Raw genomic sequence first — 24,268 nt, 5'->3', positions numbered from 1 at the left:
GTGGCTGGTCGAAGGCGCGCGTCGAGAGCGGGACTCTCCCTGGTGCTGCTGCTCGCCGTGCTCGTCGGCTGCGGCGGCCGGACGTCCTCGGACACCGTGCCGGCCGAGGTGCAACGGGTCCTCGACCTGCGCGCCGCCGCGGTGCTCGCCCGGGACGAGCCGGCGTACCGGGCGACCGGGCGGCCGGCCGGCGCCGATCCGGACTTCGCGAACCTGCGCGCCGTCCCGCTGGAGTCCTGGGCGTACCGCGTGACCGACGTCCACCGCACCGGCGACCGGGCCACGGCCGACGTTCAGTTGCGCTACCGCATCAAGGGGTACGACGCCGCGCCCGTCACCGTAGGCCGCGCCCTGCGCCTGGTCCGCGCCGGCGGGACCTGGTACGTCGCGTCCGACGAGCCCGCGAAGAAGGCCAGCGAACAGCTGTGGGAGCAGGGGCCGGTGGCGGTCGTGCACGGCGAGCGCAGTCTGGCGCTGGGGGTGGGGCAGTCCGCAGAGCGGCTGCGCGACTACGCCGGGCTGGCGGACCGCGCGGTGCCCGCCGCGTCCGAGGCGTGGGGCACGGACTGGTCGCGGCACGTCGTCGTGCTCGTGCCGAAGTCGCTGGAGGGCATGGCCGGGCTGCTCGGCGCCCCGGCGTCCGGGTACCGCGGGATCGCGGCGGTCACCACGGGTGAGGCGGGCGGGTCCGGGAAGGCGCCGGCGGACCGGATCATCGTCAATCCCGACGCGTTCGGCGTCCTCGGCGACTTCGGCAAGCAGGTCGTGCTCACCCACGAGACGACCCATGTCGCCACTCGTGCCCACACCTCGGCCGCCACGCCGTTGTGGCTCTCCGAGGGTTACGCGGACTGGGTCGGCTACCGCGGCAGCGGGCGGACGGCCTCGCAGGTCGCGCCGGAGCTGCAGCGTGCCGTGCGGGACGGGAGCCTGCCGGCCGCGCTGCCGGTCGACGGGGACTTCGGGTTCAGCGGGGACGCGGCGCGGCTGGCACGGGCGTACGAGGGCGGCTGGCTGGCCTGTCGGCTGATCGCGGACCGGTGGGGCGAGGTTCGCCTGAACGACTTCTACCGCGCCGTCGGCGACCACGAGAAGCGCGCCGGGGCGGTCGAGGACGCGCTGCGGGGCGTGCTGCACACGACGCCGGAGCGCTTCACCGCGCAGTGGCGGGACTACCTCAGGGCGCAGCTGCTTCCAGCCGGGTGATCGCCTCGGTCAGCCACGCCCGCTCCGCCTCGCCCGTCGCACGGGCCACCCGCAGCATGCCCTCCCGGAACAGGTCGCCGCTGTCCTCGGCCCGCACGGGCTCGCCGTCGCGGTAGAAGAAGCTCGCCGGCGTCCGGAGGAAGTCCAGCCTGCGGCGCAGCACCGCGGCCTGCTCCTGCCGGTCGGGCAGGTGGCGCAGGAAGGCCAGCAGGGTGTTGAACCGCACCTGGTCGGTGATCTCCGCCTGCTTGGGGTGGCGCAGCCGCTCCAGCAGATCCTCACGGCCCCGGTCGGTGAGCGACAGGATGCGGCGGGGGGCCGCGCTGCTGCCGGGCTCCGTGCGCTGGTCCAGCTTGCCCGCGACGACCAGGCGGGTGATCGCGGGGTACAGGGCCCCGTCGCTGACCGGGCGGACATGGCCGCTGAGCGCCTTGATGCGTTCCTTCAACTCATAGCCGTGCAGCGGTTCTTCGGACAGGAAACCGAGGATCGACAGCTCCAGCATGCGGCGGCTCTCCGTGGTTGCGGGTCTCTTGATGTCATGGTACCTCTTATCGAGTTATCTCGAAACGAGGTAGCTCTGTTCGAGGTGTCGCGGCGAACCGCACTCGCCGGGACTCCGTACGAGGCGGGCCCGCCGGGCCGCCCGTCCAGGGAGGCCCGCCGGCCGCCCGCACCGAGGGAGCTCCTGTGAACGCGCACCGCAAGCAGCTCATCGCGCTCGCCCATCCCGTCTACCTCTCCCTGCTCGCCTCCGTCGCCTCCGGGGTCATCAACACGCTCTGGGTCTCCCGGCTCGGCGGCGCCGCCGTGGCGGCCGTCGCCGTCGCCACCAACACCGAGAACGTGCTGCTCGGCGTCGCCCTGGTCTTCGCGTCCGGCACCACCGTGCTGGTCTCGCACGCCCGCGGCGCCCGGGACCCGGGCGAGGTCCGCGCGGCCGTACGCGGGGGATGGGCACTGTGCGCCGTGGTCACACCCACGGTCGTCGCCGGCGGCCTGCTGCTGCGGGAACCGCTGGCCCGGCTGGTGCTCGGCGGTGACGGGAAGGCCACGGTGCTCGCCGTGCAGTACTTCGCGATCTCCCTGCCGGGCATCGCGGTCTTCTTCGCGCAGAACCTCGTCGACGGCATCCTGAAGGGAACCGGAGACACCCGCACCCCGATGCGCCTGGCCCTGCTGGCCAACGGACTGATCCTCTGCCTCGATCCGCTCCTCATCCACGCGTACGGCGTCCCCGGGGCCGCCGCCTCGACCGTGCTCTGCCGCTGCGTGGCCCTGGCGGCCGGGCTGCGCGCCCTGCGCCGGAACGCCCCGCTGCGCGAAGCCGCCCCTACGCCGCCCGCACGGTCGACCGCCGCCGCCCTGCGCCGCGCCCTGCGGACCGGGCTGCCGATGTCCGCCGACTTCACCGTGCGGCAGGGCGGCGCGCTGGTCCTGGTCGCCATCGTGGCCCGGCTCGGGGTGACGGCCGTCGCCGCGTACTCCATCGCCTACAAGGTCATGTACGTCGCCACCATGGCGTTCTACGCGGTCCGGCAGGCCGCCTCGATCCACACCGCGCACACCCGCGGCGAGGGGCGCGACGAGCGGGGTGCCATCGGGCGGCAGGCCGTGCTCGTCTCCGGCGCGGCCGGCCTGTTCGCCGCCTGTCTGCTCGGCGCGCTGGCGCCATGGATCATGCGGGCCTTCGGCGCCGGTCCCGACGTCGCGCACGACGGCGTGCTGTTCCTGCGCTGCGTCGGTCCCTACCTGCTGCTCATGGCCTGCTGCATCGCGCTCGGCGGGGTCTTCGAGGGGAGCGGAGGAGCGCCGGTCCTGCCGCGCGTCACGCTGCTCGGCACCGCGGTCCAACTACCGGTCGCCTACGTCCTGTCCGGGCTCGGACTGCCCGGGATCTGCCTCGCCCTCGCCCTGTCCATGACGGTGCAGTGCGCGGCGCTGGGCGTCTGGGCCCGGCGTCAGGAGGAGGCCAGGCTCTCCTGGGTGCGGGCCGCCTGAGGCCGCACCCTCGGCGAGGGGTCGGACACCGTGCTCCGCCACAGCTCCAGGGCGGCCAGCACGGTGGCGATCACCAGCAGGCCGTTGCGAGCGAACAGGAGGCTCACCCCCAGCAGATCGCTGCCCACGACGTGCGAGAACCAGACCGGGAACTCCAGGACGGTCACGAAGCACGCGGCCAGCACCAGGACGGCCGGCAGGGTCATCCCGCTGCGGCGGAAGCACAGACAGACCGCGGCGAGCCCGACCAGCCACACCATGTACTGCGGGCTGATCACCCGGCTGGTGGTCGTGAACATCAGCACCGCGACGAACGCGGCGTCCGCGAGGGTGTGCGGCAGGAACCGCCTGACGCGCAGCCGCCACAGCAGCAGCCAGCCGAAGGCGAGCCCGGTGAGGACCAGGGCCGCCGTGCTCACCACGTCGACGTACGGGCCGAGGAACTCCACCGAGCCGTAGTTGAGCAGCACCTGACCGTCCCAGCCGTGCCCGCGGGCCACGTGGAAGACCAGGGAGCCGAGCGACTCCACCTCGGTGCCGCGGTCGCGCTGGAACGTCAGGAAGGAGAACGCGCCCGGCATCGCCAGGCCGAACGCGGCCGCGATCACCGCGGCCGCCACCGCGGCCGCGGCCCAGGCCCGACGCCGGACGGCCCCCACCAGCAACAGCACCGGCCACACCTTCACCAGTGCGCCGAAGCCGGTGAGCATCCCCATGATGCGGGGATGGCGCGCACCGGCGAGCAGCGCGGCGACCGCGAGGGCCGTCACCATCACGTCGTAGCGGGCGTACACGGTCGGACCGAGCAGAGGCACCCCGACCACCCACACCCAGGCCCCGCGCAGGGTCTTTCCGGGGCGCAGGCCCGCGTAGAAGAGCAGGGTGAACACCACCAGGTCGGCGACGCAGGCCAGCACGAAGAACGCCTGCGCGTAGCCCAGGGTGGGCAGGAGCGCGGGGGAGAGGATCGCGAGCGCGGCGGCCGGCGGGTACTGCCAGGTGACGTCGTCCAGCGGGAAGGTGCCGTCACGCAGGACCTCGTACCAGCCCTGGTAGATCACGAAGACGTCGCTCGTGACGTCGGGGCCCGGGAAGACGTACACCTTGAACACGAACAGGAGCAGCAGCACTCTGGTCAGGGTCCAGGTCCCGAGCAGCGCGAGCGGTCCGTACGGGAACCACGCCCCCCTAGTGCCCGTCATGCCCACCTGGTCCTTGTCCGTCCGGAACGAATGTGCTGTGCTGCCGTGGTCCCGCACGGCAGCACGTCGCGTCGTCGCGGAGCCCGCCGCGTGCCGCGTGCGCCGTGGTCATGATGGTCGCGCCGCCCTGTGCGCGAGCCGTCAAGCGCGGCCGTGCGGAGCTGTGAGTATAGGTTCGGTAGTGTCGAACACGATGCACAAGACCTTGATCGTGACGAACGACTTCCCGCCCAGGCCGGGCGGCATCCAGGCGTTCCTGCACAACATGGCGCTGCGCCTGGACCCCGAGCGGCTCGTCGTCTACGCCTCCACCTGGAAGCGCGACCGCGAGGGCACCGAGGCCACCGCCGCCTTCGACGCGGAGCAGCCCTTCACCGTCGTGCGCGACCGCACGACGATGCTGTTGCCCACGCCGGGGGCCACCCGGCGGGCCGTCGGACTGCTGCGCGAGCACGGCTGCACGTCGGTGTGGTTCGGGGCGGCGGCACCGCTCGGTCTGATGGCGCCGGCGCTGCGCCGGGCCGGCGCGCAGCGGATCGTGGCCACCACCCACGGGCACGAGGCCGGCTGGGCGCAGCTGCCCGCGGCCCGCGGACTCCTGCGCCGCATAGGCGAGTCCACCGACACGATCACCTACCTCGGTGAGTACACCCGCTCCCGGATCGCCTCCGCGCTGACTCCCGAGGCGGCCGCGCGCATGGTCCAGCTGCCGCCCGGCGTCGACGAGAAGACCTTCCACCCCTCCTCGGGCGGTGACGTGGTCCGCGCCCGTCTGGGCCTGACCGACCGCCCCGTCGTCGTGTGCGTCTCGCGTCTCGTGCCGCGCAAGGGCCAGGACACCCTGATCCTCGCGATGCCGGACATCCTCGCCAAGGAGCCGGACGCGGTGCTCCTGATCGTCGGCGGCGGGCCCTACGAGCGTGACCTGCGCAAACTCGCGTACGACACCGGTGTCGGCGGGGCGGTCCGGTTCACCGGGGCGGTGCCCTGGTCGGAGCTGCCCGCGCACTACGGTGCCGGGGACGTCTTCGCGATGCCCTGCCGTACGCGGCGCGGGGGCCTCGACGTCGAGGGGCTCGGCATCGTGTACCTGGAGGCGTCCGCGACCGGGCTGCCCGTCGTCGCCGGCGACTCCGGCGGGGCGCCGGACGCGGTGCTCGACGGTGAGACCGGGTGGGTCGTCCGTGGCGGCTCCCCGTCCGAGACGGCCGACCGTGTCGTCACCCTGCTCGGTGACTCCGAGCTCCGCCGCCACATGGGCGAGCGGGGCCGCGCCTGGGTCGAGGAGAAGTGGCGCCGGGACCTGCTGGCCGAGCACCTGCGTGAGCTGCTGTAGCGGTCACTCGCCCCCGCCGCCCCTGCCCGTCGCTTGCCCCTGGGGGCTGCCGCCCCCAGACCCCCGCTTCGGCCTGGACGGCCTTGTCCTCAAACGCCGGACGGGCCGAATCAGCCCCTCCGGCGTTTGAGGAGCGGGGTCCGGGGCGGAGGCCCCGGGTGTGGGACGGGCAGGGGCGGCGGGGGCGAGGTCCCTTGCTCTCGGAGGCTGCGCCCCGGGAGCCCCGCTTCGGCCTGGACGGCCTCGTCCTCAAGCGGCGGACGGGCTGGGACTCTTCGGCCCAGGGGCGGCAGAGGCGCAGCCCCACGGGGAGTGGGAACGCGGAGGGCGCGGATCCTCGGTGAGGACCCGCGCCCTGAAGGCTTCCGAAGCGCTCAGCCCCGGTAGATCGCCTCGATCTCGTCCGCGTAGTCCTTCGTCACCACATTGCGCTTGAGCTTCAGCGACGGCGTGAGGTGCCCCGACTCCTCGGTGAACTGCGACGCGAGGATGCGGAACTTGCGCACCGACTCCGCCTTGGACACGGCGGCGTTGCCGTCGTCGACGGCGTCCTGGATCGCCGCGAGGAGATCCGCGTCCTCGCGCAGCGACGCCGCGGTCGAACCGGCCGGCTTGCCGTGCTCGCCGGCCCAGCGGCCCAGGAACTCCTCGTCCACGGTGACCAGCGCGCCGACGAACGGACGCCCGTCGCCGACGACCATGCACTCCGCGACGAGCGCGTGCGCACGGATGCGGTCCTCGATCACGGCCGGGGCGACGTTCTTGCCGCCCGCGGTGACGATGATCTCCTTCTTGCGGCCGGTGATGCGGAGGTAGCCGTCCTCGTCGAGGGTGCCGATGTCACCGGTGTGGAACCAGCCGTCGGCCAGCGCCTCGGCGGTCGCGGCCTCGTTGTTCCAGTAGCCCTTGAACAGGTGCTCGCCGTGCAGCAGCACCTCGCCGTCGTCGGCGATGCGGACGACGGAGCCGGGCAGCGGCTGGCCCACCGTGCCGATCTTCGTCCGGTCCCAGGGGTTGAACGCGGTCGCCGCGCAGGACTCGGTCAGGCCGTAGCCCTCCAGCACCGTGAAGCCGATGCCGCGGAAGAAGTGGCCGAGGCGCTCGCCCAGCGGCGCGCCGCCGGAGATGGCGTACTCGCCGCGGCCGCCGAGCACCGCGCGCAGCTTGCTGTAGACCAGCTTGTCGAAGGTCTTGTGCTTGATCCGCAGGCCGAGGGATGGCCCCGACGGGGTGTCCAGGGCGCGGCTGTACGCGATCGCCGTGTCCGCCGCCTTGTCGAAGATCTTGCCCTTGCCGTCGGCCTGGGCCTTGGCGCGCGCCGAGTTGTAGACCTTCTCGAAGACGCGGGGCACGCCGAGGATCAGCGTCGGCCGGAACGCGGCGAGCTCGTCGGTGAGGTTCTTGATGTCGGGGACGCAGCCGAGCTTGATCGGCGCCATCATCGGCGCGACCTGCACGAGCCGGCCGAAGACGTGCGCCAGCGGGAGGAACAGCAGGACGGAGCACTCGCCCGTGCGGAACAGGGGGCGCAGGCGCTCGACGATGTTGCCGCACTCCGCGAAGAACGCCCGGTGGGTGAGCACACAGCCCTTGGGACGGCCGGTGGTCCCGCTCGTGTAGACGATGGTCGCCGGGTCGTCGGCCTTGGCGAGGGAGCTGCGCTCCTCGACGGTCGCGTCGCTGACGTCCTTCCCGAGCCGGCCCAGCTCCTCGATGCCGCCGGCCTCGATCTGCCAGACGTGCTTGAGGGCGGGCAGCCGGTCGCGCACCGAGTCCACCGCGGCGGCGTGCGCGTCCAGTTCGACGACGCAGGCGGTCGCGCCCGAGTCGCCGAGGATCCACTGGACCTGCTCGGCGGAGCTGGTCTCGTACACGGGCACGGTGATCGCGCCGGCGCTCCAGATCGCGAAGTCGAGCAGCGTCCACTCGTAGCGGGTGCGGGACATCAGGCCCACCCGGTCGCCGGGCTGCACGCCCGAGGCGATCAGGCCCTTGGCCGCGGCGTGCACCTCGGCGAGGAAGGCGGTGGCGGTGACATCCGTCCACGTGCCGCCCACCTTGCGGGCGATGACGGCCACGTCGGGATGCTGCGCGGCGTTTCTGCGGACGATGTCGGTGAGATTTCCGTCCGCAGGGACCTCGTACAAAGCCGGAAGGCTGAACTCGCGCAAGACTGCTGCTCCTCATAGGGCGCCGACGCCACGACTCTGTGTGATGCGACGGTGCGGTCCAAGGCTCGGGCAGGCACTCGGGTGATCACTTGTTGAAAACCTGAGTACGACTGGACTGCCCGGACGTTACCCGCCGGTATGACGTCTTCGACAGGGGGTCCCGCTGAGATGTTCTGTGCGTCACACGTGTTGGCGTTCCTTCGCGCACAGTAGTCCACGCAATTCCTGACTAGCCAGTAACCGCAGGTCCGACCGCCTCTGTTCACGTTTGCCCCACACGCCTACGCTTGATCGTCATGGCACCCACACCGGTCGGTAACGCGAGGACGCGCATTCATGTGGTCAGTGACGTGCACGGCAACGTCCGCGACCTGGCCAGGGCCGGGGACGGCGCGGACGCCCTGATCTGCCTCGGTGACCTGGTGCTCTTCCTCGACTACGCCGACCACTCGCGCGGCATCTTCCCGGACCTGTTCGGTGTGGAGAACGCGGACCGCATCGTCGAGCTGCGCACCGCCCGCCGCTTCGAGGAGGCGCGCGCGTTCGGCGCCCGGCTGTGGTCGGGCATCGGCGCGGACCGGGCCGCCGCCATCGAGAAGGCGGTGCGCAAGCAGTACGCCGAGATGTTCGCCGTGTTCCCGACGCCGACGTACGCGACGTACGGCAATGTCGACATGCCGACCCTGTGGCCGGAGTACGCCGGGCCCGGTACGCAGGTCCTCGACGGCGAACGCGTGGAGATCGGCGGCCGGGTCTTCGGGTTCGTCGGCGGGGGACTGCGGACACCGATGCGGACGCCCTACGAGATCAGCGACGAGGAGTACGCGGCCAAGGTCGAGGCGGTCGGTGAGGTCGACGTGCTGTGCTCGCACATCCCGCCGGACGTGCCGGAGCTGGTGTACGACACGGTGGCGCGCCGCTTCGAGCGCGGCTCCCACGCCCTGCTGGACGCGATCCGGCGCACCCGCCCGCGCTACGCCCTGTTCGGCCACGTCCACCAGCCGCTCGCCCCCCGTATGCGGGTCGGCGCGACGGAATGCGTCAATGTGGGCCACTTCGCGGCCACGGGAACGCCCTGGGCGCTGGAGTGGTGAGGTGCCGAGGCCGTGAACCCCAGGTGGGGTGACAGCGCCCGCGGCTGTGCGCGGTAGCCTTCACGCTGCACACACGTGCGCCCCACCCTCCCTCACCGGACCCGCATCTGGAGGAGCCACCGCGATGGCGGAACACACCAGTTCGAGCATCACGATCGAGGCGGCACCGGCTGACGTCATGGCGGTGATCGCCGACTTCGCCCGCTACCCGGACTGGACGGGTGAGGTGAAGGAGGCCGAGGTGCTCGCCGCCGACGACCAGGGACGCGCCGAACAGGTGCGCCTCGTCATGGACGCCGGCGCCATCAAGGACGACCAGACCCTCGGCTACACCTGGACCGGCGACCACGAGGTCTCCTGGACCCTGGTCAAGTCCCAGATGCTGCGCTCGCTCGACGGCTCCTACCTCCTCAAGCCCGCGGGCACGGGTGCCACCCAGGTCACCTACCAGCTGACCGTCGACGTCAAGATCCCCATGCTCGGCATGATCAAGCGCAAGGCCGAGAAGGTCATCATCGACCGTGCGCTGGCGGGCCTGAAGAAGCGCGTGGAGTCGGGCGAGGTCTGACTCCCGGCACCCGCGCGCACCTACGGCGATCCCGGCACCCCGGGACCGGAGCGGGGCGCGCGCGGCGGTCTACGGCAGCGGCGCGGGGCCCCCGGCGTCCTGGGGGCCGAGTCCGGTGACTCCGGCGGTGTCCGTCAGGAGGGTGACGTACGCGGTGACCTGGGGGCCGAGTCCGGTGACTCCGGCGGTGTCCGTCAGGAGGGTGACGTCCGCGGTGACCGCCGGACCGGGCGCGGTGGACGCGGCGACCCGGGACCGGAGCGCGGCGAACCGGGCGGCCCGGCGTCGGGATACGACGCCCACGGCAGCCGGAAGAAGACGGAACACGGTGACCTCGGCGACCGGGGGACCGAGTGCGGTGACCTCGGCAACCGGGGGAGCGCGGTCCGTCCCGCCTGTGCGGCGCAGGTACCGTTCACCCTCATGCGCACCATCCTGATCACCGGCCAGGGCGGCACCGGCCGTACCACCGTCGCCGCGGCCACCGCGCTGCGGGCAGCCCGCCGGGGCACCCGCACCTTGGTGCTCACCGCCGACCGCACGGACACCCTGGGTGCGGTCCTCGGCGTCCCGACCGGCCCGACCCCCGTGGAGGCCGCGCCGAATCTCACCGCCTGGCGCCCCGACGCCGCCGCGCGTTTCCGCGAGGACCTCACCGCCTTCCAGAAGCGGGCGACAGCCGCCCTCGACCTGCTCGGCGCCTCCCGCCTGGACGCGGAGGAAGTCACCCCGCTGCCCGGCGCCGAGGAACTCGCCGTGCTGCGCGCCCTGCGCGACGCCGCGCTCTCGGAGTCCTACGAGCTACTGGTCGTGGACCTCCCGCCGGCCCCGCAGACCCTCGACCTCCTCGGCCTCCCCGAGGAACTCCGCCGCTATCTGCGCCGGCTGCTCCCGCCGGAGCGCCAGGCCGCCCGCGCCCTGCGGCCCGTCCTCGGCCGGCTCGCGGGCGTCCCGATGCCCGCGGAGTGGCTGTACGAGACGGCCGCACGCTGGGACGTCGAGCTGGCCGCGGTGCAGGCGGTCGTCGAGGACAGGGCCACGACCGTACGACTGGTCGCGGACCCCGGCCCGGCCGGCACCGACGCCGTACGGGCCGCCTGCACCGCGCTCGCCCTGCGCGGACTGTCCGTCGACGCCCTGGTCGCGAACCGTGTCCTGCCCACCGCCACGGACGACCCCTGGCTCGCCGCACTCGCGGCCCAGCAGCACAAGGTCCTGGACGAGTGGCGCGAGACGTACGACCTGCACGAGGTCCCGCACCTGGGGCGGGACCCCCGGGGCGGCGGCGACCTCGCCGAACTCCCGGTGCCCCACGTCAACGCGGCGCCCCACCCGGTCGAGTGGCCCGTCACCGACCGGCTCGCCGCCGACGGCGTGCTCGTCTGGCACATCCCGCTGCCCGGCGCGATACGCCACGAACTGGACCTCGTCCGGCGCGGCGACGAACTCGTCGTCACCGTCGGGCAGTTCCGCAGGATCGTCGCCCTTCCGTCGGCCCTGCGCCGCTGCACCGTGGACGGCGCGGCGCTGCGCGAGGGCGAGCTGCGGATCCGCTTCGCGCCCGACCCCGCGCTGTGGCCGCGCGGCGAGTGAGGCACCGTCCGCGGCCCGGCCGATCCGTGCCCCGGACACGGTGAACGGTGTACCCCCGTTCGGGTAACGTCGAAGGGACGAACCGTAGGCAGGAGTCCGCCATGAGCGAAGAGCGCCCCACAACCGACGCCGCTCAGGAGGAGACGGCCGAAGAAGTGCGCGCGGCCGACGCCGACGCCTGGGCGCAGGCGTGCGCCGAGGACCTCGCGGCCGAGAAGGCCCGCCGCCGCGCCCAGTACGGCACGCCCCCCGGCTCGGCCGCCGAGGAGCTGCGCAAGCTCGTCGACGCCGTCGCCGACAAGCTGTCCGGACTGCAGTCGCCGCTGTTCGGCGCGGTCGCCTCCGGCACCGCCCAGCAGATGGTCAACCAGGTCGTGCAGCAGGCCAAGGCCGCCGTCGAGCCCGTCCTGGAGCGGAACCCGGACGTGTTCGACCATCTCGCGGCCGCGGGTTCCGAGCTGCTCGCCGCCTACCGCTCGGCCGTCGAGGCCCAGGAGCGGCGCTGGACCACTCGGGACACCGGGCCTCGCGACGAGGGCACGGGTCCGGGGGAGCGGATTGACTTGGACTGAAGGCCCCTCGGGTACGGTTGGCCGTAGCGGGGCTCGACCGAAACTGAGGGATTCATGGGACTCACCATCGGCGTCGATATCGGCGGCACGAAGATCGCGGCCGGTGTGGTCGACGAGGAAGGCAACATCCTCTCGACCCACAAGGTGCCGACCCCCAGCACGCCGCAGGCCATCGTCGACGCGATCGCCTCGGCCGTTGAGGGCGCGCGCGCCGGTCACGACATCGTGGGCGTCGGCATCGGTGCCGCCGGATATGTGAACCGCCAGCGCTCGACGGTCTACTTCGCGCCGAACATCGACTGGCGGCAGGAGCCGCTCAAGGCCGAGGTCGAGGCCCGCGTGGGCCTGCCGGTCGTCGTCGAGAACGACGCGAACGCGGCCGCGTGGGGCGAGTACAAGTTCGGCGCCGGCAAGGGTCACCGCAACGTCATCTGCATCACCCTGGGCACGGGCCTCGGTGGCGGCATCATCATCGGCAACAAGCTGCGCCGCGGGCACTTCGGGGTGGCGGCCGAGTTCGGCCACATCCGCATGGTGCCCGACGGTCTGCTGTGCGGTTGCGGCTCGCAGGGCTGCTGGGAGCAGTACGCCTCGGGACGCGCCCTCGTCCGGTACGCCAAGCAGCGGGCCAACGCGACCCCCGAGCACGCGGAGATCCTCCTCGCCCTGGGCAACGGCACGCCCGACGGCATCGAGGGCAAGCACATCTCGGTGGCCGCGCGCCAGGGCGACCCGGTGGCGGTGGACTCCTACCGCGAGCTGGCCCGCTGGGCCGGTGCCGGCCTCGCCGACCTGGCCTCGCTCTTCGACCCGTCCGCGTTCATCGTCGGCGGCGGCCTCTCGGACGAGGGCGAGCTGGTCCTCGACCCGATCCGCAAGTCGTACAAGCGCTGGCTCGTCGGCGGCAACTGGCGCCCCGTGGCCGACGTCATCGCCGCACAGCTGGGTAACAAGGCCGGCCTCGTCGGTGCCGCGGACCTGGCCCGGGAGCCCGACCCGATCATGTGACACCCGCACCGCCTGTGTACGTCTCCGCCCGCCGCGCCCTCCGGGGACGGCGGGCGGTGCCATGCCCGCCCCGTTCCCCGACCGGACCGCCGAAGCGGACGTCCACGCCGGCTCTCCGGCCGCAACGCCGCCCCGGCGCGCACCGTCGCTGTCCGACCGGATCACCGACCGAGACGCGCCGTCGTGCTTCCCCGGCCGGGTCGCCGCCCCTGGCGCGCACTCCCGCTCCCCGACCGGGTCGCCGCCCTGGCGCGCACCGCCGATCGACTCCGACCCGCACCGCCGATCCTCGGCCGGATCATCGACTCCGACCCGCACCGCCGATCCCCGACCGGACCAACGACTTCGACCCGCACCGCCGATCCTCGACCGGATCACCGCGTCGGCGCGCCCTCCTGCTTCCCGACCCGGATCACGCCCCCGGCGCGCAGTCCCGCTCTCCGTGGGCCGCGGCGGCGTATCTTGATCGGCATGGCGACGACCCCGCTGCCCAACTCCCGTACCGAGCCAGACGGTTCCGCCGTCATCCGGGTGCTCAGCTACAACATCCGCTCGATGCGCGACGACACCGACGCGCTCGCGCGGGTGATCAGCGCCTGCGAACCCGACCTCGTCCTGGTCCAGGAGGCGCCGCGCTTCTTCCGCTGGCGCAAGAAGCTGGCACGGCTCGCGGCGGCGTCCGGGCAGGTGATCCTCTCGGGCGGGGCCACCGCCGCAGGCCCCGCACTGCTCTGCTCCCTGCGCGGGACGGTGGAACGCACCGAGGACGTCCTGCTCCCGCTCACCCCCGGCCTGCACCGGCGCGGTTTCGCCACCGCCGTGGTGCGCTTCGGGAGCGCTCGCCTCGGCGTCCTGAGCTGTCACCTCTCGCTCCAGAAGGACGAGCGGTACGAGCAGGGCGGCATGCTCCTCGACCGTCTCGCCGGCCTCGGCACCCCGTATGCCGTCGCGGGCGGAGACCTCAACGAGCGCCCCGGCGGGCCCGCCTTCACGCGCCTGGCCGGCACGCTCCAGGACGGCTGGACGACCCGCCCCTGGGGCGCCGAGCACACCTCCACGCCCACCGACCCGCACCAGCGGATCGACGCGATCTTCGCCACGCAGGGTGTCGAGATCCTGGGCTGCGGGGTGCCGCTCGGCCTGCCCGGGGTGACGGAGGAAGACCTGAGGGCGGCCACGGACCATCTGCCCGTACTGGCCGCCCTCAGGGTGCCCGCATCCTGAGACGCGCTCAGACCACCGCGCCCCGGCCGGGGTCGTCCTCGTCCTCGTCGTCGGTCTTCATCCGCATCACCAGGGTGGTGAAACCGCCCAGGAAGCCGCCTATGCCGAGGGTGGCGAGCCACCAGGTCATGTCCCAGCCGAGGAGCACCGCCAGCAGCAGGAGCACCGGGCCGCCGAGCACGGCGAGCCAGGCGAACTTCGCGGTCGCGTCCGCGGCCGGCAGCGGGGGCGGCTCGGGCGGCACGAAATGGCCCTCGTCGTCCTCGTCGAAGTCGTCGTCGGAGGGCGCGGACGCGCGGTAGTCGCGCGGGCCGCCCACACCGGGAGCGAACGCGACCGAACTGCCCAGCGGCTTCGCCGGGGACGGCTCGTCCGTGGACGGCCGCTGCGAGGATCCCGTCCCCGCGGCGCCCTTGTCGCCGTCGTTCTTCTCGGCGTGGTCCGGGCCGTCGTTCGTCTCCGGGTCGAGGAGCGCGAGGTCCTCGACCGACTTGAACGGCTTCGCACCCGGCGGGTCCGGCGGTTCCTCCCCGTACCCCGCGACGATCGCCTGCCACGCGGCGTCCTCGTCGAAGGGCACGCTCTGCTCCTTCGGCGACCCGCCGAGGGAGTCATCGGACGACCCGCCGAGGGGGTCACCGGACGACCCGCCGAGGGGCTCCCCGACCGGGATGCCCTTCTCCTCGGAGTCGCCGCGGTCCGCGTCGTACTCAGCCACCGGTGGCCGTCCCTTCCTGCTGACCCAGCCGGCCCGTGCCGGGCTCCTTGCCGACAGCGGGCGCGAGCCGGGCGATGAAGGCGTAGCTCTCCTCGAAGATCCGGTCCGCGTCATGGTCCAACGTCGCGACGTGGTAGCTCTGTTCCAGCAGGATCTCCGTGACGTCCGTGGACGACACCCTGCTCAGGACACGGGCCGAGTCCGCGGGCGGCACGACATGGTCCTGCGGGCTGTGCAGCAGCAGCAGCGGCTGGGTGACCTGAGGCAGCTCACCGTCGACCTGCCGGTAGAAATTCCGCATGGAGTGCGCGGAGTGCAGGGGCACCCGGTCGTAGCCGACCTCCTGGGCGCCCTCCATGGCGATGTCGCTCGTGATCCCCTTCACGGTGGGCACGAGGTGGCGCAGGACCGGGAGGGCGTGCGCGGCGAGGCCGTGCACCCTGTTCGCCGGGTTGATGACCACGACGCCGGTGACGTCGTCGCCGTGCTTGGCGGCCAGCCGCAGGGCCAGGGTGCCGCCCATCGACAGACCGAGGACGAAGACCTGGTCGCACCGGTCCTTCAGGACGCGCAGCTCGCGGTCGACCTCCGCGTACCAGTCCTGCCATCCCGTGAGCTGCATGTCCTCCCAGCGTGTGCCGTGCCCCGGCAGCAGCGGCAGCGCGACGGTCAGGCCGCGCTCGGCGAGAAACTCCGCCCAGGGCCGCAGCGACTGCGGGGACCCGGTGAAACCGTGGCAGAGGAGGACGCCGACCTCTCCGCCCTCACGGCGGAACGGCTCGGCTCCAGGAAGGACCGGCACCTTCGGTCTCCTGTTCATCAGGCGGGCGGAACGGAACGAACAAAACCCCCGAGGCTTCGAGGCGTACTTCACCGTACGCGACCGCACTGACACCGACCAGGGTCGTCGGACCCTTTGACGGCGCTCCGGGTTAAGGTCTGACCGACGACACAGGAGGCACTCGGTTGATCTACGGCGCAATGAAGTTTTCCATCGGAGGGCCGCTGAAGCTCGTCTTCAGACCCTGGGTGGAAGGCCTCGAGAACATCCCCGCCGAGGGCCCCGCGATTCTGGCGAGCAATCACCTGTCGTTCTCGGACTCCTTCTTCCTGCCCGTCATGCTGCACCGCAAGGTGACCTTCATCGCGAAGGCCGAGTACTTCACGACGCCCGGCCTCAAGGGCCGGATGACGGCCGCCTTCTTCAAGGGCGTCGGGCAGCTTCCCGTCGACCGTTCCGGCGCGCGCGGCGCGGGCGAGGCGGCGATCAAGAGCGGCATCGAGGTCATCGAGCGCGGTGAGCTGTTCGGCATCTATCCGGAGGGCACGCGCTCCCCGGACGGCCGTCTCTACCGGGGCAAGCCCGGCGGCCTCGCGCGCGTGGCGCTCGCCACCGGCGCCCCCGTCATCCCGGTGGCGATGATCGACACCGAGAAGATCCAGCCGCCGGGGAAGGTGATGCCCAAGCTGATGCGCCCGGGCATCCGTATCGGCAAGGCGCTCGACTTCAGCCGGTACGCCGGCATGGAGCACGACCGTTTCGTGCTCCGCGCGGTGACCGACGAGGTCATGTACGAAATCATGAAGCTCTCCGGCCAGGAGTACGTCGACGTGTACGCGACGGCGGCCAAGCGGCAGATCGCGGAGGCGGCGAAGGCCGAGAAGGAGGCCGAGAAGGCGGCGAAGGCGGCGCTCGCGCAGGCCGCGAAGCAGGCCGCCGGGGAATCCGGCCACGGAGACAAGGAACGTTCCGGCTCCTAGCCGCGTCCGTGAGGACGTCGGGGGGCGGTGGGGTGGGGGGACATGGCCAGGCGCGAGAGAGTCATGAGGATGTCGGTCGAGCTGCCGCTGTGGCGCGCGCTCACCGCCTACCGCGTCCTGACCATGTTCTACGCGGTCGGGCTCTTCGCCACCGCGTACGACGAGTTCACCCGCCCCTGGGTGGCCATCGTGTTCTACGCGGTGCTGTGCGTGTGGACCCTGGCCACCCTGCCCAGGGTGGCGAACGCGGCCAACTGCACCAAGCGGTTCCTGGCCGCCGACCTCACCGTCGCGCTCGCCGGCATCCTGCTCACCCGCGTCGCCGACGCCTCGTCGCGGATCGAGGACGGCGGCCCGACGCTGCCGTCCATATGGACCGCCGGTTCCGTCCTCGCCTTCGCGGTCAAGGGCGGCTGGCGATGGGCGGCCTTCGCGTCGACCCTGGTCGCGGCGGTCAACGTCGTCGAGCGGGGCGCCCCGACCCGCGACACGGTCCACAACGTGATCCTCGTCTGGGTCGCCTCCATCGCCATCGGATACGTCGTCGAGGTCGCCCGCGCCTCGGAGCGCACCCTCGCCCGCGCCCTGGAGATCGAGGCCGCCACCCGCGAACGGGAGCGCCTGGCCCGCGACATCCACGACGGCGTGCTCCAGGTGCTCGCCATGGTGCAGCGGCGCGGATCCGCACTCGGCGGCGAGGCGGCGGAGCTGGGCCGGATGGCCGGTGAGCAGGAGGTGGCGCTGCGCACCCTGGTCTCGGGCGGCCTGGTGCCCGTCTCCCGGGTGTCCGAGGACGCCGCGCTCGGCGCGGTCGTACGGGCCGTCGACGAACCGGACGCGGGCGAGGAGACGGCCGGCCCGGTCGACCTGCGGGTCCTGCTCGCCCCGTACGCCACCGCGCGCGTGACCCTCTCCGAGCCCGGCGCGCCCGTACGGCTCGCACCGGGTGCAGCCGGGGAACTCGCCGCCGCGGTCGGTGCCGCCCTCGACAATGTCCGCAAGCACGCAGGCCCCGAGGCCCGTGCCTGGATCCTCGTCGAGGACGAACCGGACGAGGTGATCGTGACCGTGCGGGACGACGGTCCCGGCATTCCGGAGGGCCGGCTCGCGCAGGCCGAGGGCGAGGGGCGGCTCGGGGTCGCCCTGTCGATCCGCGGGCGGCTGCGCGACCTGGGCGGCACGGCCGAGCTGATCTCGGTCCCGGGTCAGGGCACCGAGGTCGAGCTGAAGGTGCCGAAGGCGTCCGCGGCGAAGGCGGAGCAGTGACCCGGGCGAGGACGGAGCGGTGAACCGGAGGAAGGCGGAGCGGTGATCCGGGGGGAAGAGGCAATGGCGACGACGAACACGGTGGGGCGGCGATGACGGCGAAGACGGAGGCGGCGGACGTGCGGGGGAACGACCCGATCAAGGTCATGGTGGTCGACGACCACCCCATGTGGCGTGACGCCGTCGCCCGCGACCTCACCGAGTCGGGTTTCGACGTGGTCGCCACCGCGGGCGACGGCGAGCAGGCCGTGCGCCGTGCCCGGGCCGCCGCCCCCGACGTCCTCGTGCTCGACCTGAACCTGCCCGCCAAGCCCGGCGTCCAGGTCTGCAAGGAACTGGTCGGCGCCAACCCCGCCCTTCGTGTCCTGGTCCTGTCGGCCAGCGGCGAGCACGCCGATGTCCTGGAGGCGGTGAAGTCCGGCGCCACCGGTTATCTCCTCAAGTCGGCGTCCACGGAGGAGCTGATCGACGCGGTGCGCCGTACGGCCGTCGGCGACCCGGTGTTCACACCGGGCCTCGCGGGCCTCGTCCTCGGCGAGTACCGCAGGCTCGCCTCCGAACCGGCCCCCGCCGCGGGCGACGACGAACCGAAGGCCCCGCAGCTCACCGACCGCGAGACCGAGGTGCTCCGGCTCGTCGCCAAGGGCCTGAGCTACAAGCAGATAGCGGAACGTCTGGTCATCTCCCACCGCACGGTGCAGAACCACGTGCAGAACACCTTGGGCAAGCTCCAGTTGCACAACCGGGTGGAGCTGGTGCGGTACGCCATCGAACGCGGTCTTGACGAGGCGTAAACCTGGTGCATCCCACCTGCGGGTGAAGGTCGTAGATCAACACCCGCACAATTCACCGGAATTGACCTTCCGCACCATGCCGAAGTGACCTGCATCACCCTTAGCGTGAGTTCATCAGGCAACCGCGGCGAAGGGACTTTTCCATGCGGGTCGGAGTACTGACCGGAGGCGGCGACTGCCCCGGGCTCAACGCCGTCATCCGGGGCATCGTCCGCAAGGGCGTGCAGGAGTACGGCTACGATTTCGTCGGCTTCCGGGACGGCTGGCGAGGTCCGCTCGAAGGCGACACCGTCCGTCTCGACATCCCCGCCGTGCGCGGCATCCTGCCGCGCGGCGGCACCATCCTCGGCTCCTCGCGGACCAACCCCCTCAAACAGCAGGACGGTATCCGCCGGATCAAGGAGAACCTCGCCAAGCAGGAGGTCGAGGCGCTCATCGCGATCGGCGGCGAGGACACCCTGGGCGTCGCGGCACGCCTCACCGACGAGTACGGCGTGCCCGTCGTCGGCGTACCGAAGACCATCGACAACGACCTCTCCGCCACCGACTACACCTTCGGCTTCGACACCGCGGTCGGCATCGCGACCGAGGCCATCGACCGCCTGCACACCACCGCCGAGTCGCACATGCGCGTGCTCGTCGTCGAGGTCATGGGCCGTCACGCGGGCTGGATCGCCATCCACTCCGGTCTGGCGGGCGGGGCCAACGCCATCCTCATCCCGGAGCAGCGCTTCGACGTCGAGCAGGTCTGTCAGTGGGTGACCTCGCGCTTCAAGGCGTCGTACGCCCCGATCGTCGTGATCGCCGAGGGCGCCATGCCCAAGGACGGCGAGATGGTCCTCAAAGACGGCTCGCTCGACTCCTTCGGCCATGTCCGCCTCTCCGGCGTCGGCGAGTGGCTGGCCAAGGAGATCGAGAGGCGCACCGGCAAGGAGGCCCGCACCACCGTGCTCGGGCACGTCCAGCGGGGCGGCACCCCGAGCGCCTTCGACCGCTGGCTCGCCACCCGATTCGGCCTGCACGCCATCGAGGCCGTCCGGGACGGCGACTTCGGCAAGATGGTCGCCCTGCGCGGCACGGACATCGTCCGCGTCCCGATCGCGGAGGCCACGGCCAAGCTGAAGACGGTCGACCCGAAGCTGTACGAGGAAGTCGGCGTCTTCTTCGGCTGACCCGGCACCCTGGGGTTATGGGCCGTATATTCGGCCCATAACCCTCCAGAGCGGAGATGCCGGTGGAGATCGTCGCGTTCGGCGTGCAGTCCGACGAGAGGCCGCTCATCGAGAAGGCCTTCGAGGGGCACCACGACGTCCGCTGCCTCGACGTCTTCCTCACCGAGGACACCGCTCCCATCGCGGCCGGCTACGAGGCCGTCTCCAGCAGCGTCAACTGCGGTCTGGGGCACCGCGTCCTGCAGACGCTCGCGGTCGGCGGCACCCAGCTGATCGCCCAGCGCTCCACCGGGTTCAACAACATCGACCTCGAGGTCGCCGAACGCCTGGGCATGACAGTCGCCCGGGTCTCGTACTACTCGCCCCACTCGGTCGCCGAGTTCGCCTGGACCCTCGCCATGGCCGTCAACCGCCGTATCGTGCGCGCCGCGACCCGCACCCGCGACTTCGACTTCCGGCTCGACGGGCTGATGGGCCGCGACATGCACGGCCGTACCGCCGGCGTGGTCGGCACCGGCAAGATCGGTGAGGCCTTCGCCACGATCGCGCACGGATTCGGCATGAACCTGCTCGGCTGGGACATCGCCGAGAACCCGGCCTGCGTCGGACTCGGCATGAAGTACGTCCCCAAGGAGCGCCTCCTCGCCGAGTCCGACCTCATCACCCTGCACGTGCCGCTGATGCCGCAGACCCATCACCTCATCGACGCCGCCGCCCTGCGCGCCATGAAGGACGACGCGATCCTGATCAACTCCAGCCGCGGCGGACTCGTCGACTCCCGGGCCCTCGTCACCGAACTGCGCGAGGGCCGCTTCACGGGCGTCGGCCTCGACGTGTACGAGGAGGAGGCCGGGCTCTTCTTCCTCGACAAGTCCCTGCAACCCGTCGAGGACGACACCCTGGCCCGCCTCGTCACCTTCCCGAACGTCCTGGTCACCTCCCACCAGGCGTACTACACCGAGGACGCCGTCGGCCAGATCATCGACACCACGGTCCGCAACGTCCTCGACTACGCCGAGGGCCGCCGCTCGGAGAACGTGCTGGTGCCCCGCAGCTGACCGATCAGCTCCCGCACCACGGCCGTGCCGTTCAGCGTCAGCACCGACTCCGGGTGGAACTGCACGCCCGCGAACCCCGCACCGCGCATCGCGTGCACCTCGCCGCCGTCGCCGCGGCTCACCTCGACGCCGTGCGCGGCGAGCTCCGCGAGAGCCTCGTCGTCGCAGCGCGCCACGAAGCTGTTGTAGAAGCCGACCGTCTCCGTCCGCCCGAAGAGGTCGATCGCCGTCTGCGCCCCCTGGTACGGCACCTCCTTGCGGACGATCTCCAGGCCCAGCTCGGCGGCGATCAGCTCATGGCCCAGGCAGACGCCCAGCACCCCGTGCCGGTGCCCCCGGATCACCTCGGCGGTGAGGCCGCGCAGGAAGCGCATCTTCGGGTCCCGGACGTCGCCCGGATCGCCCGGACCGGGGCCCAGCACGAGGGGACCCTCGTGCGCGAGGACCGCCTCCCGCAGCCCCGGCTCGTCGTAGCGCCGCACCGTCACGCCGAGGCCCGACGAGCGGAGCAGATGCGCGAGCATCGCCGTGAAGGTGTCCTCGCCGTCCACGACGAGCGCGTGCCCGTCGAGACCGTCGCCCCGCTCCTGCATCCGCAGCCAGAACGGCGCGAGCGAGGACCGCCGGCCGTCGAGCGCGGCCCGCACCCCAGGGTCGTCCGCCAGCCGCGGCCCCGCGTGCTCGGTGCGCGGCCGCGCCGCCCCGACCCCCAGCGCCGCCAGCACCCCCGCTGCCTTCGCATGCGTCTCGGCGACCTCGCCGACCGGATCCGACCCCCGTACGAGGGTGGCGCCCACCGGGACCCGGAGCCGTCCGTCCGCGTCGATGTCGGCGGTCCGGATGAGGATGGGGGAGTCGAGGGTCTGCGCCCCGCCGGAGTCCCGCCCGACGAGGGCGAGCGCCCCCGCGTAATAGCCGCGCCCGCCGACCTCGTGCCGCTCGATGACCCGGCAGGCGTTCTGCACCGGTGACCCCGTGACGGTCGCGGCGAACATGGTCTCGCGCAGCACGTCCCGCACGTCCAGCGAGGTCCGGCCCCGCAACTCGTACTCGGTGTGCGCGAGATGGGCCATCTCCTTGAGCCGCGGGCCGATCACCACCCCGCCCATGTCACCGACCGTGCACATCATCTTGAGCTCCTCGTCGACGACCATCGACAGCTCCTCGATCTCCTTGCCGTCGGCCAGGAAGGCGAGCAGGTCCTTCGGTGTCGGGCCCTCGGCCGGATAGCGGTACGTCCCGCTGATCGGGTTCATCACGACGGTCCCGCCCGACATCCGGACATGCACCTCGGGGCTCGCTCCGACCAGCGTGCGCCCACTCGTCGCACGCCCCGCGGGCCCTGCCTGCGCCCCGGTGTGCACCACGTACGTCCAGTACGCGCCCCGCTCACCCACCAGCAGCCGCCGGAAGAGGGCGAGGGCGTCGGCCCTCCCGAACCCCGTGATCCGTCCCTCGTACGTCCGCCGGATCACGAAGTTCGCGCCCTCGCCCCGCCCGATCTCCTCGTCGAGCACCCGCCCGACGATGCGGGCGTACTCCTCGTCGCCGACGTCGAAGCCGCCGCCCTCGACCCGTACGTCGTGCGACGGCAGCTGCTCCAGGACCCGGTCCAGCGGGAGTTCGTGGCGCTCCTGGGGGACGAGCACGGTGAGCGGGGTGCCGTCGTCGCGGACGTCGAAGCCGCGCTCCCGGATCTGGCGGAAGGGGATCAGCGCGAGTGCCTCGCCGGGGATGTCGGCGAGCAGGCCCACCTCGCGCACCTCGCCCAGCAGGAGTTCCACCACGTCGTGGTCGTGGCCGGGTGTCCGGCGGCGCAACAGGGCGAACGGTCGGGGATCGTCCAGCAGGTCGAGCATGTTCATCGGTCGGTTCCTTCTCGTGAGCGGAGCTCGCTCGGCGAGCTCACCTGGAGAGGAACGGACCCCGGAAACACCGAAGGCCGCCCCTCGGGCGGCCTTCGCGAAGTCTTGCGTACGCGCAGTCAGTGGGCCGCCGGATGAGCGGTCCACCACCAGTTCTGGATCGAGTGCGCGAACATGCGCCGAACCCTACCCGACGCCGACGGTCGGGCAACAGCGTGAACCGTCCCCGCGCGGCGTTCGGACAGCCCGGTCAGCGGCCATGGATGGCGAGGAAGACCCGCCCCGACCGGAGGAGAGAGCCATCCACGCCGCCCGTTCACCCCAGTTCCGCCGAAGGAGCGCCCGCGCTCTCACTCTGGTCCTCGCCGCCGCGGCCCTGGCCGCCGGACCGCTCGGCGCCGCGCGCTCGGCCCCGCTGCCGACCGACTCCGACGACATCACCCGGGTCTCCTACCGGGGCCACGAGTTCACCGTCCCCGCCTCCTGGCAGGTCGTGGACCTGGAGAAACATCCGGATGCCTGCGTCCGGTTCGACCGGCACGCCGTGTACCTCGGCACACCGGGCAGCCAGCAGGACTGCCCGGCCCACGCCAAGGGGCGCACCGAAGCGCTCCTGATCCAGCCGGCGTCCGCGCCCGTCACGGGCAGCGCCGTCACGGAGAACCGTGTGGCGCGCACCTACCGGGCCACCGCAGACCGGATCATGGTGACCGCCGCCTACAGCTACGACCGCACCCTCATCCAGGACGTCCTGCGCAGCGCGGGCCTGCCCGTCGCCGCCGCCCAGGACGAGCAGCCGTCAGGGTCGCCCGCCGTGGCCCCGCTGCCCGTCGACGCGACCTCCTTCCGCGGCGAGGGATTCGACGCCTGCACCGCGCCCGGCCAGGAGGCCATGGACGCCTGGCGGGAGCACTCCGACTACGGCGCCATCGGCATCTACATCGGCGGCATCAACCGGGCCTGCTCGCAGACGAACCTGACCGCCGCATGGGTGCGGACGCAGTACACGAAGGGCTGGCGGTTCTTCCCGCTGTACGTCGGCCGCCAGCCCTCCTCCGACGGTGGCAGTTGCCAGGGCGACTGCGCGGCCATCACCAGCCCGGTGACGCAGGGCACCGCGGCCGCCGACGACGCGGCCCGGCAGGCCGCCGCGCTCGGCTTCGGCAAGGGCTCGGTGATCTACAGCGACCTGGAGAACTACGAGCCCGGCGGCACCGTGACCGACCAGGTCCTCGGCTACGTCGACGCGTACACCGAGCGGCTGCACGAGCTCGGCTACCGGGCGGGCGCGTACGGCAACACGTCGTCCCTGGTCGCCGACCTCGTGAAGAACCGCAATGACGTCACCCTGCCCGACGTGATCCACTTCGCCCGCTGGAACAACCAGGCGACCACCGCCGACCCGGCGGTCCCCGCCGACCTGTGGAACCAGCACCAGCGCATCCACCAGTACGCGGGCGACACGGCCGAGACCCACGGCGGCGTGAAGATCTCCATCGACCGCGACCGGCTCGACGTGGGCTGACCGGGCCGGGCCGACGAGCCCGGAGAGCCTCGGTTCCGGGCGGCCGGGCGACCCTGTCGCGCCCGCCGCCCGGGGCGTCCCGATCGAGCATGCGCCGTCTCACTTGATGAGCACATGAATGGACGCCCGACACG

23 protein-coding genes are annotated in these 24,268 nt (G+C 72.3%); 15 read left to right on the top strand and 8 right to left on the bottom strand.

Features of this window, described 5'->3' with window-relative positions; all coding sequences use genetic code 11:
• Positions 1-1,206, top strand: coding sequence for a hypothetical protein (locus H305_RS0127390; RefSeq protein WP_028803247.1), 1,206 nt, complete (start codon positions 1-3; stop codon positions 1,204-1,206).
• On the opposite strand, the gene H305_RS0127385 is transcribed toward H305_RS0127390, so the two are convergent.
• Positions 1,178-1,711 carry a PadR family transcriptional regulator gene (locus H305_RS0127385; RefSeq protein WP_028803246.1) on the bottom strand — a complete coding sequence of 178 codons (534 nt, stop codon included), beginning with the start codon at positions 1,709-1,711 and terminating at the stop codon, positions 1,178-1,180. The two genes, H305_RS0127390 and H305_RS0127385, sit on opposite strands and share 29 nt — an antisense overlap.
• A gap of 185 nt (positions 1,712-1,896) precedes the next feature.
• Between H305_RS0127385 and H305_RS0127380 the strand changes: the two genes are divergently transcribed.
• The gene (locus H305_RS0127380) at positions 1,897-3,207 is read left to right on the top strand and encodes an MATE family efflux transporter (RefSeq protein ID WP_028803245.1); all 1,311 of its coding nucleotides are present in this window, start codon (positions 1,897-1,899) and stop codon (positions 3,205-3,207) included.
• On the opposite strand, the gene H305_RS0127375 is transcribed toward H305_RS0127380, so the two are convergent.
• Positions 3,168-4,409 carry a glycosyltransferase 87 family protein gene (locus H305_RS0127375; RefSeq protein ID WP_051371013.1) on the bottom strand — a complete coding sequence of 414 codons (1,242 nt, stop codon included), beginning with the start codon at positions 4,407-4,409 and terminating at the stop codon, positions 3,168-3,170. The two genes, H305_RS0127380 and H305_RS0127375, sit on opposite strands and share 40 nt — an antisense overlap.
• 193 nt (positions 4,410-4,602) lie before the next feature.
• Here H305_RS0127375 and H305_RS0127370 point away from each other — a divergent pair, with 193 nt between their 5' ends.
• The gene (locus H305_RS0127370; protein ID WP_028803243.1) at positions 4,603-5,745 is read left to right on the top strand and encodes a glycosyltransferase family 4 protein; all 1,143 of its coding nucleotides are present in this window, start codon (positions 4,603-4,605) and stop codon (positions 5,743-5,745) included.
• Between the two features lie 374 nt (positions 5,746-6,119).
• Here the strand turns inward: H305_RS0127370 and H305_RS0127365 are convergent, their stop codons facing one another.
• On the bottom strand, positions 6,120-7,916 hold the full coding sequence (locus tag H305_RS0127365) for an AMP-dependent synthetase/ligase (protein WP_028803242.1): 1,797 nt from the start codon (positions 7,914-7,916) through the stop codon (positions 6,120-6,122).
• Between the two features lie 338 nt (positions 7,917-8,254).
• Here H305_RS0127365 and H305_RS0127360 point away from each other — a divergent pair, with 338 nt between their 5' ends.
• Together H305_RS0127360 and H305_RS0127355 are read left to right on the top strand one after the other, a co-directional pair.
• A complete protein-coding gene (locus H305_RS0127360; protein WP_028803241.1) occupies positions 8,255-9,010 on the top strand; it encodes a metallophosphoesterase family protein in 756 nt (251 codons plus the stop codon).
• 124 nt (positions 9,011-9,134) lie between these two features.
• Positions 9,135-9,578 (top strand): SRPBCC family protein, encoded by a 444-nt coding sequence (locus H305_RS0127355; protein WP_028803240.1) that lies wholly within the window; start codon positions 9,135-9,137, stop codon positions 9,576-9,578.
• A 69-nt stretch (positions 9,579-9,647) separates the two neighbouring features.
• Here the strand turns inward: H305_RS0127355 and H305_RS0127350 are convergent, their stop codons facing one another.
• Positions 9,648-9,881: a hypothetical protein gene (locus tag H305_RS0127350; RefSeq protein ID WP_028803239.1), complete on the bottom strand. Its 234-nt coding sequence runs from the start codon at positions 9,879-9,881 to the stop codon at positions 9,648-9,650.
• A 120-nt stretch (positions 9,882-10,001) separates the two neighbouring features.
• Here H305_RS0127350 and H305_RS0127345 point away from each other — a divergent pair, with 120 nt between their 5' ends.
• The 4 genes from H305_RS0127345 to H305_RS0127330 all read left to right on the top strand — a co-directional run bounded on the left by H305_RS0127345 (position 10,002) and on the right by H305_RS0127330 (position 13,975).
• Positions 10,002-11,171 carry an ArsA family ATPase gene (locus tag H305_RS0127345; protein ID WP_028803238.1) on the top strand — a complete coding sequence of 390 codons (1,170 nt, stop codon included), beginning with the start codon at positions 10,002-10,004 and terminating at the stop codon, positions 11,169-11,171.
• Between the two features lie 101 nt (positions 11,172-11,272).
• Positions 11,273-11,743: a DUF5304 domain-containing protein gene (locus H305_RS0127340; protein ID WP_028803237.1), complete on the top strand. Its 471-nt coding sequence runs from the start codon at positions 11,273-11,275 to the stop codon at positions 11,741-11,743.
• A 54-nt stretch (positions 11,744-11,797) separates the two neighbouring features.
• Positions 11,798-12,751 (top strand): ROK family glucokinase, encoded by a 954-nt coding sequence (locus tag H305_RS0127335; protein WP_028803236.1) that lies wholly within the window; start codon positions 11,798-11,800, stop codon positions 12,749-12,751.
• Positions 12,752-13,222: 471 nt separating this feature from the next.
• On the top strand, positions 13,223-13,975 hold the full coding sequence (locus tag H305_RS0127330) for an endonuclease/exonuclease/phosphatase family protein (RefSeq protein WP_028803235.1): 753 nt from the start codon (positions 13,223-13,225) through the stop codon (positions 13,973-13,975).
• Between the two features lie 7 nt (positions 13,976-13,982).
• Here H305_RS0127330 and H305_RS0127325 read toward each other — a convergent pair whose 3' ends face one another.
• Positions 13,983-14,555: a hypothetical protein gene (locus H305_RS0127325; RefSeq protein WP_420708143.1), complete on the bottom strand. Its 573-nt coding sequence runs from the start codon at positions 14,553-14,555 to the stop codon at positions 13,983-13,985.
• Between the two features lie 130 nt (positions 14,556-14,685).
• On the bottom strand, positions 14,686-15,495 hold the full coding sequence (locus H305_RS0127320) for an alpha/beta hydrolase (protein ID WP_028803233.1): 810 nt from the start codon (positions 15,493-15,495) through the stop codon (positions 14,686-14,688).
• Positions 15,496-15,674: 179 nt separating this feature from the next.
• On the opposite strand from H305_RS0127320, the gene H305_RS0127315 reads away from it, so the two are divergent.
• The 5 genes from H305_RS0127315 to H305_RS0127295 all read left to right on the top strand — a co-directional run bounded on the left by H305_RS0127315 (position 15,675) and on the right by H305_RS0127295 (position 20,744).
• A complete protein-coding gene (locus H305_RS0127315) occupies positions 15,675-16,454 on the top strand; it encodes a lysophospholipid acyltransferase family protein (protein ID WP_051371008.1) in 780 nt (259 codons plus the stop codon).
• A gap of 42 nt (positions 16,455-16,496) precedes the next feature.
• Entirely contained in the window at positions 16,497-17,720 is a 1,224-nt protein-coding gene (macS, locus tag H305_RS0127310) for a MacS family sensor histidine kinase (protein ID WP_028803231.1), read from the top strand.
• Between the two features lie 146 nt (positions 17,721-17,866).
• Positions 17,867-18,514 carry a response regulator transcription factor gene (locus tag H305_RS0127305; protein ID WP_037765510.1) on the top strand — a complete coding sequence of 216 codons (648 nt, stop codon included), beginning with the start codon at positions 17,867-17,869 and terminating at the stop codon, positions 18,512-18,514.
• 143 nt (positions 18,515-18,657) lie between these two features.
• The gene (locus tag H305_RS0127300) at positions 18,658-19,686 is read left to right on the top strand and encodes a 6-phosphofructokinase (protein WP_028803229.1); all 1,029 of its coding nucleotides are present in this window, start codon (positions 18,658-18,660) and stop codon (positions 19,684-19,686) included.
• A 62-nt stretch (positions 19,687-19,748) separates the two neighbouring features.
• Entirely contained in the window at positions 19,749-20,744 is a 996-nt protein-coding gene (locus tag H305_RS0127295) for a 2-hydroxyacid dehydrogenase (RefSeq protein ID WP_028803228.1), read from the top strand.
• Here the strand turns inward: H305_RS0127295 and H305_RS0127290 are convergent.
• Positions 20,696-22,609, bottom strand: a complete 1,914-nt coding sequence (locus tag H305_RS0127290) for an anthranilate synthase family protein (protein ID WP_028803227.1) — start codon at positions 22,607-22,609, stop codon at positions 20,696-20,698. The genes H305_RS0127295 and H305_RS0127290 overlap by 49 nt on opposite strands.
• Positions 22,610-22,728: 119 nt before the next feature.
• Positions 22,729-22,785: a trp operon leader peptide gene (locus H305_RS56440; protein WP_076973970.1), complete on the bottom strand. Its 57-nt coding sequence runs from the start codon at positions 22,783-22,785 to the stop codon at positions 22,729-22,731.
• A gap of 83 nt (positions 22,786-22,868) precedes the next feature.
• On the opposite strand from H305_RS56440, the gene H305_RS0127285 reads away from it, so the two are divergent.
• Complete coding sequence (locus tag H305_RS0127285) at positions 22,869-24,134, top strand: glycoside hydrolase domain-containing protein (protein ID WP_051371006.1); 1,266 nt, start codon at positions 22,869-22,871, stop codon at positions 24,132-24,134.
• The last annotated feature ends 134 nt before the right edge of the window (positions 24,135-24,268 follow it).

This window comes from Streptomyces sp. 142MFCol3.1 (genome assembly GCF_000424945.1).
Classification (GTDB): Bacteria; Actinomycetota; Actinomycetes; order Streptomycetales; family Streptomycetaceae; genus Streptomyces; species Streptomyces siamensis.
The sequence above is the reverse complement of the archived record's forward strand: the minus strand, read 5'-3'. Positions and strand labels throughout refer to the sequence as shown.

Coding starts and splice junctions, on each gene's coding strand:
- H305_RS0127335 (WP_028803236.1), top strand. CDS start 11,798: ATGGGACTCACCATCGGCGTCGATATCGGCGGCACGAAGATCGCGGCC.
- H305_RS0127305 (WP_037765510.1), top strand. CDS start 17,867: ATGGTGGTCGACGACCACCCCATGTGGCGTGACGCCGTCGCCCGCGAC.
- H305_RS0127370 (WP_028803243.1), top strand. CDS start 4,603: ATGCACAAGACCTTGATCGTGACGAACGACTTCCCGCCCAGGCCGGGC.
- H305_RS0127345 (WP_028803238.1), top strand. CDS start 10,002: ATGCGCACCATCCTGATCACCGGCCAGGGCGGCACCGGCCGTACCACC.
- H305_RS0127375 (WP_051371013.1), bottom strand. CDS start 4,409: ATGACGGGCACTAGGGGGGCGTGGTTCCCGTACGGACCGCTCGCGCTG.
- H305_RS0127385 (WP_028803246.1), bottom strand. CDS start 1,711: ATGCTGGAGCTGTCGATCCTCGGTTTCCTGTCCGAAGAACCGCTGCAC.
- macS (WP_028803231.1), top strand. CDS start 16,497: ATGGCCAGGCGCGAGAGAGTCATGAGGATGTCGGTCGAGCTGCCGCTG.
- H305_RS0127290 (WP_028803227.1), bottom strand. CDS start 22,609: ATGAACATGCTCGACCTGCTGGACGATCCCCGACCGTTCGCCCTGTTG.
- H305_RS0127300 (WP_028803229.1), top strand. CDS start 18,658: ATGCGGGTCGGAGTACTGACCGGAGGCGGCGACTGCCCCGGGCTCAAC.
- H305_RS0127330 (WP_028803235.1), top strand. CDS start 13,223: ATGGCGACGACCCCGCTGCCCAACTCCCGTACCGAGCCAGACGGTTCC.
- H305_RS0127315 (WP_051371008.1), top strand. CDS start 15,675: ATGAAGTTTTCCATCGGAGGGCCGCTGAAGCTCGTCTTCAGACCCTGG.
- H305_RS0127285 (WP_051371006.1), top strand. CDS start 22,869: ATGGATGGCGAGGAAGACCCGCCCCGACCGGAGGAGAGAGCCATCCAC.
- H305_RS0127340 (WP_028803237.1), top strand. CDS start 11,273: ATGAGCGAAGAGCGCCCCACAACCGACGCCGCTCAGGAGGAGACGGCC.
- H305_RS0127355 (WP_028803240.1), top strand. CDS start 9,135: ATGGCGGAACACACCAGTTCGAGCATCACGATCGAGGCGGCACCGGCT.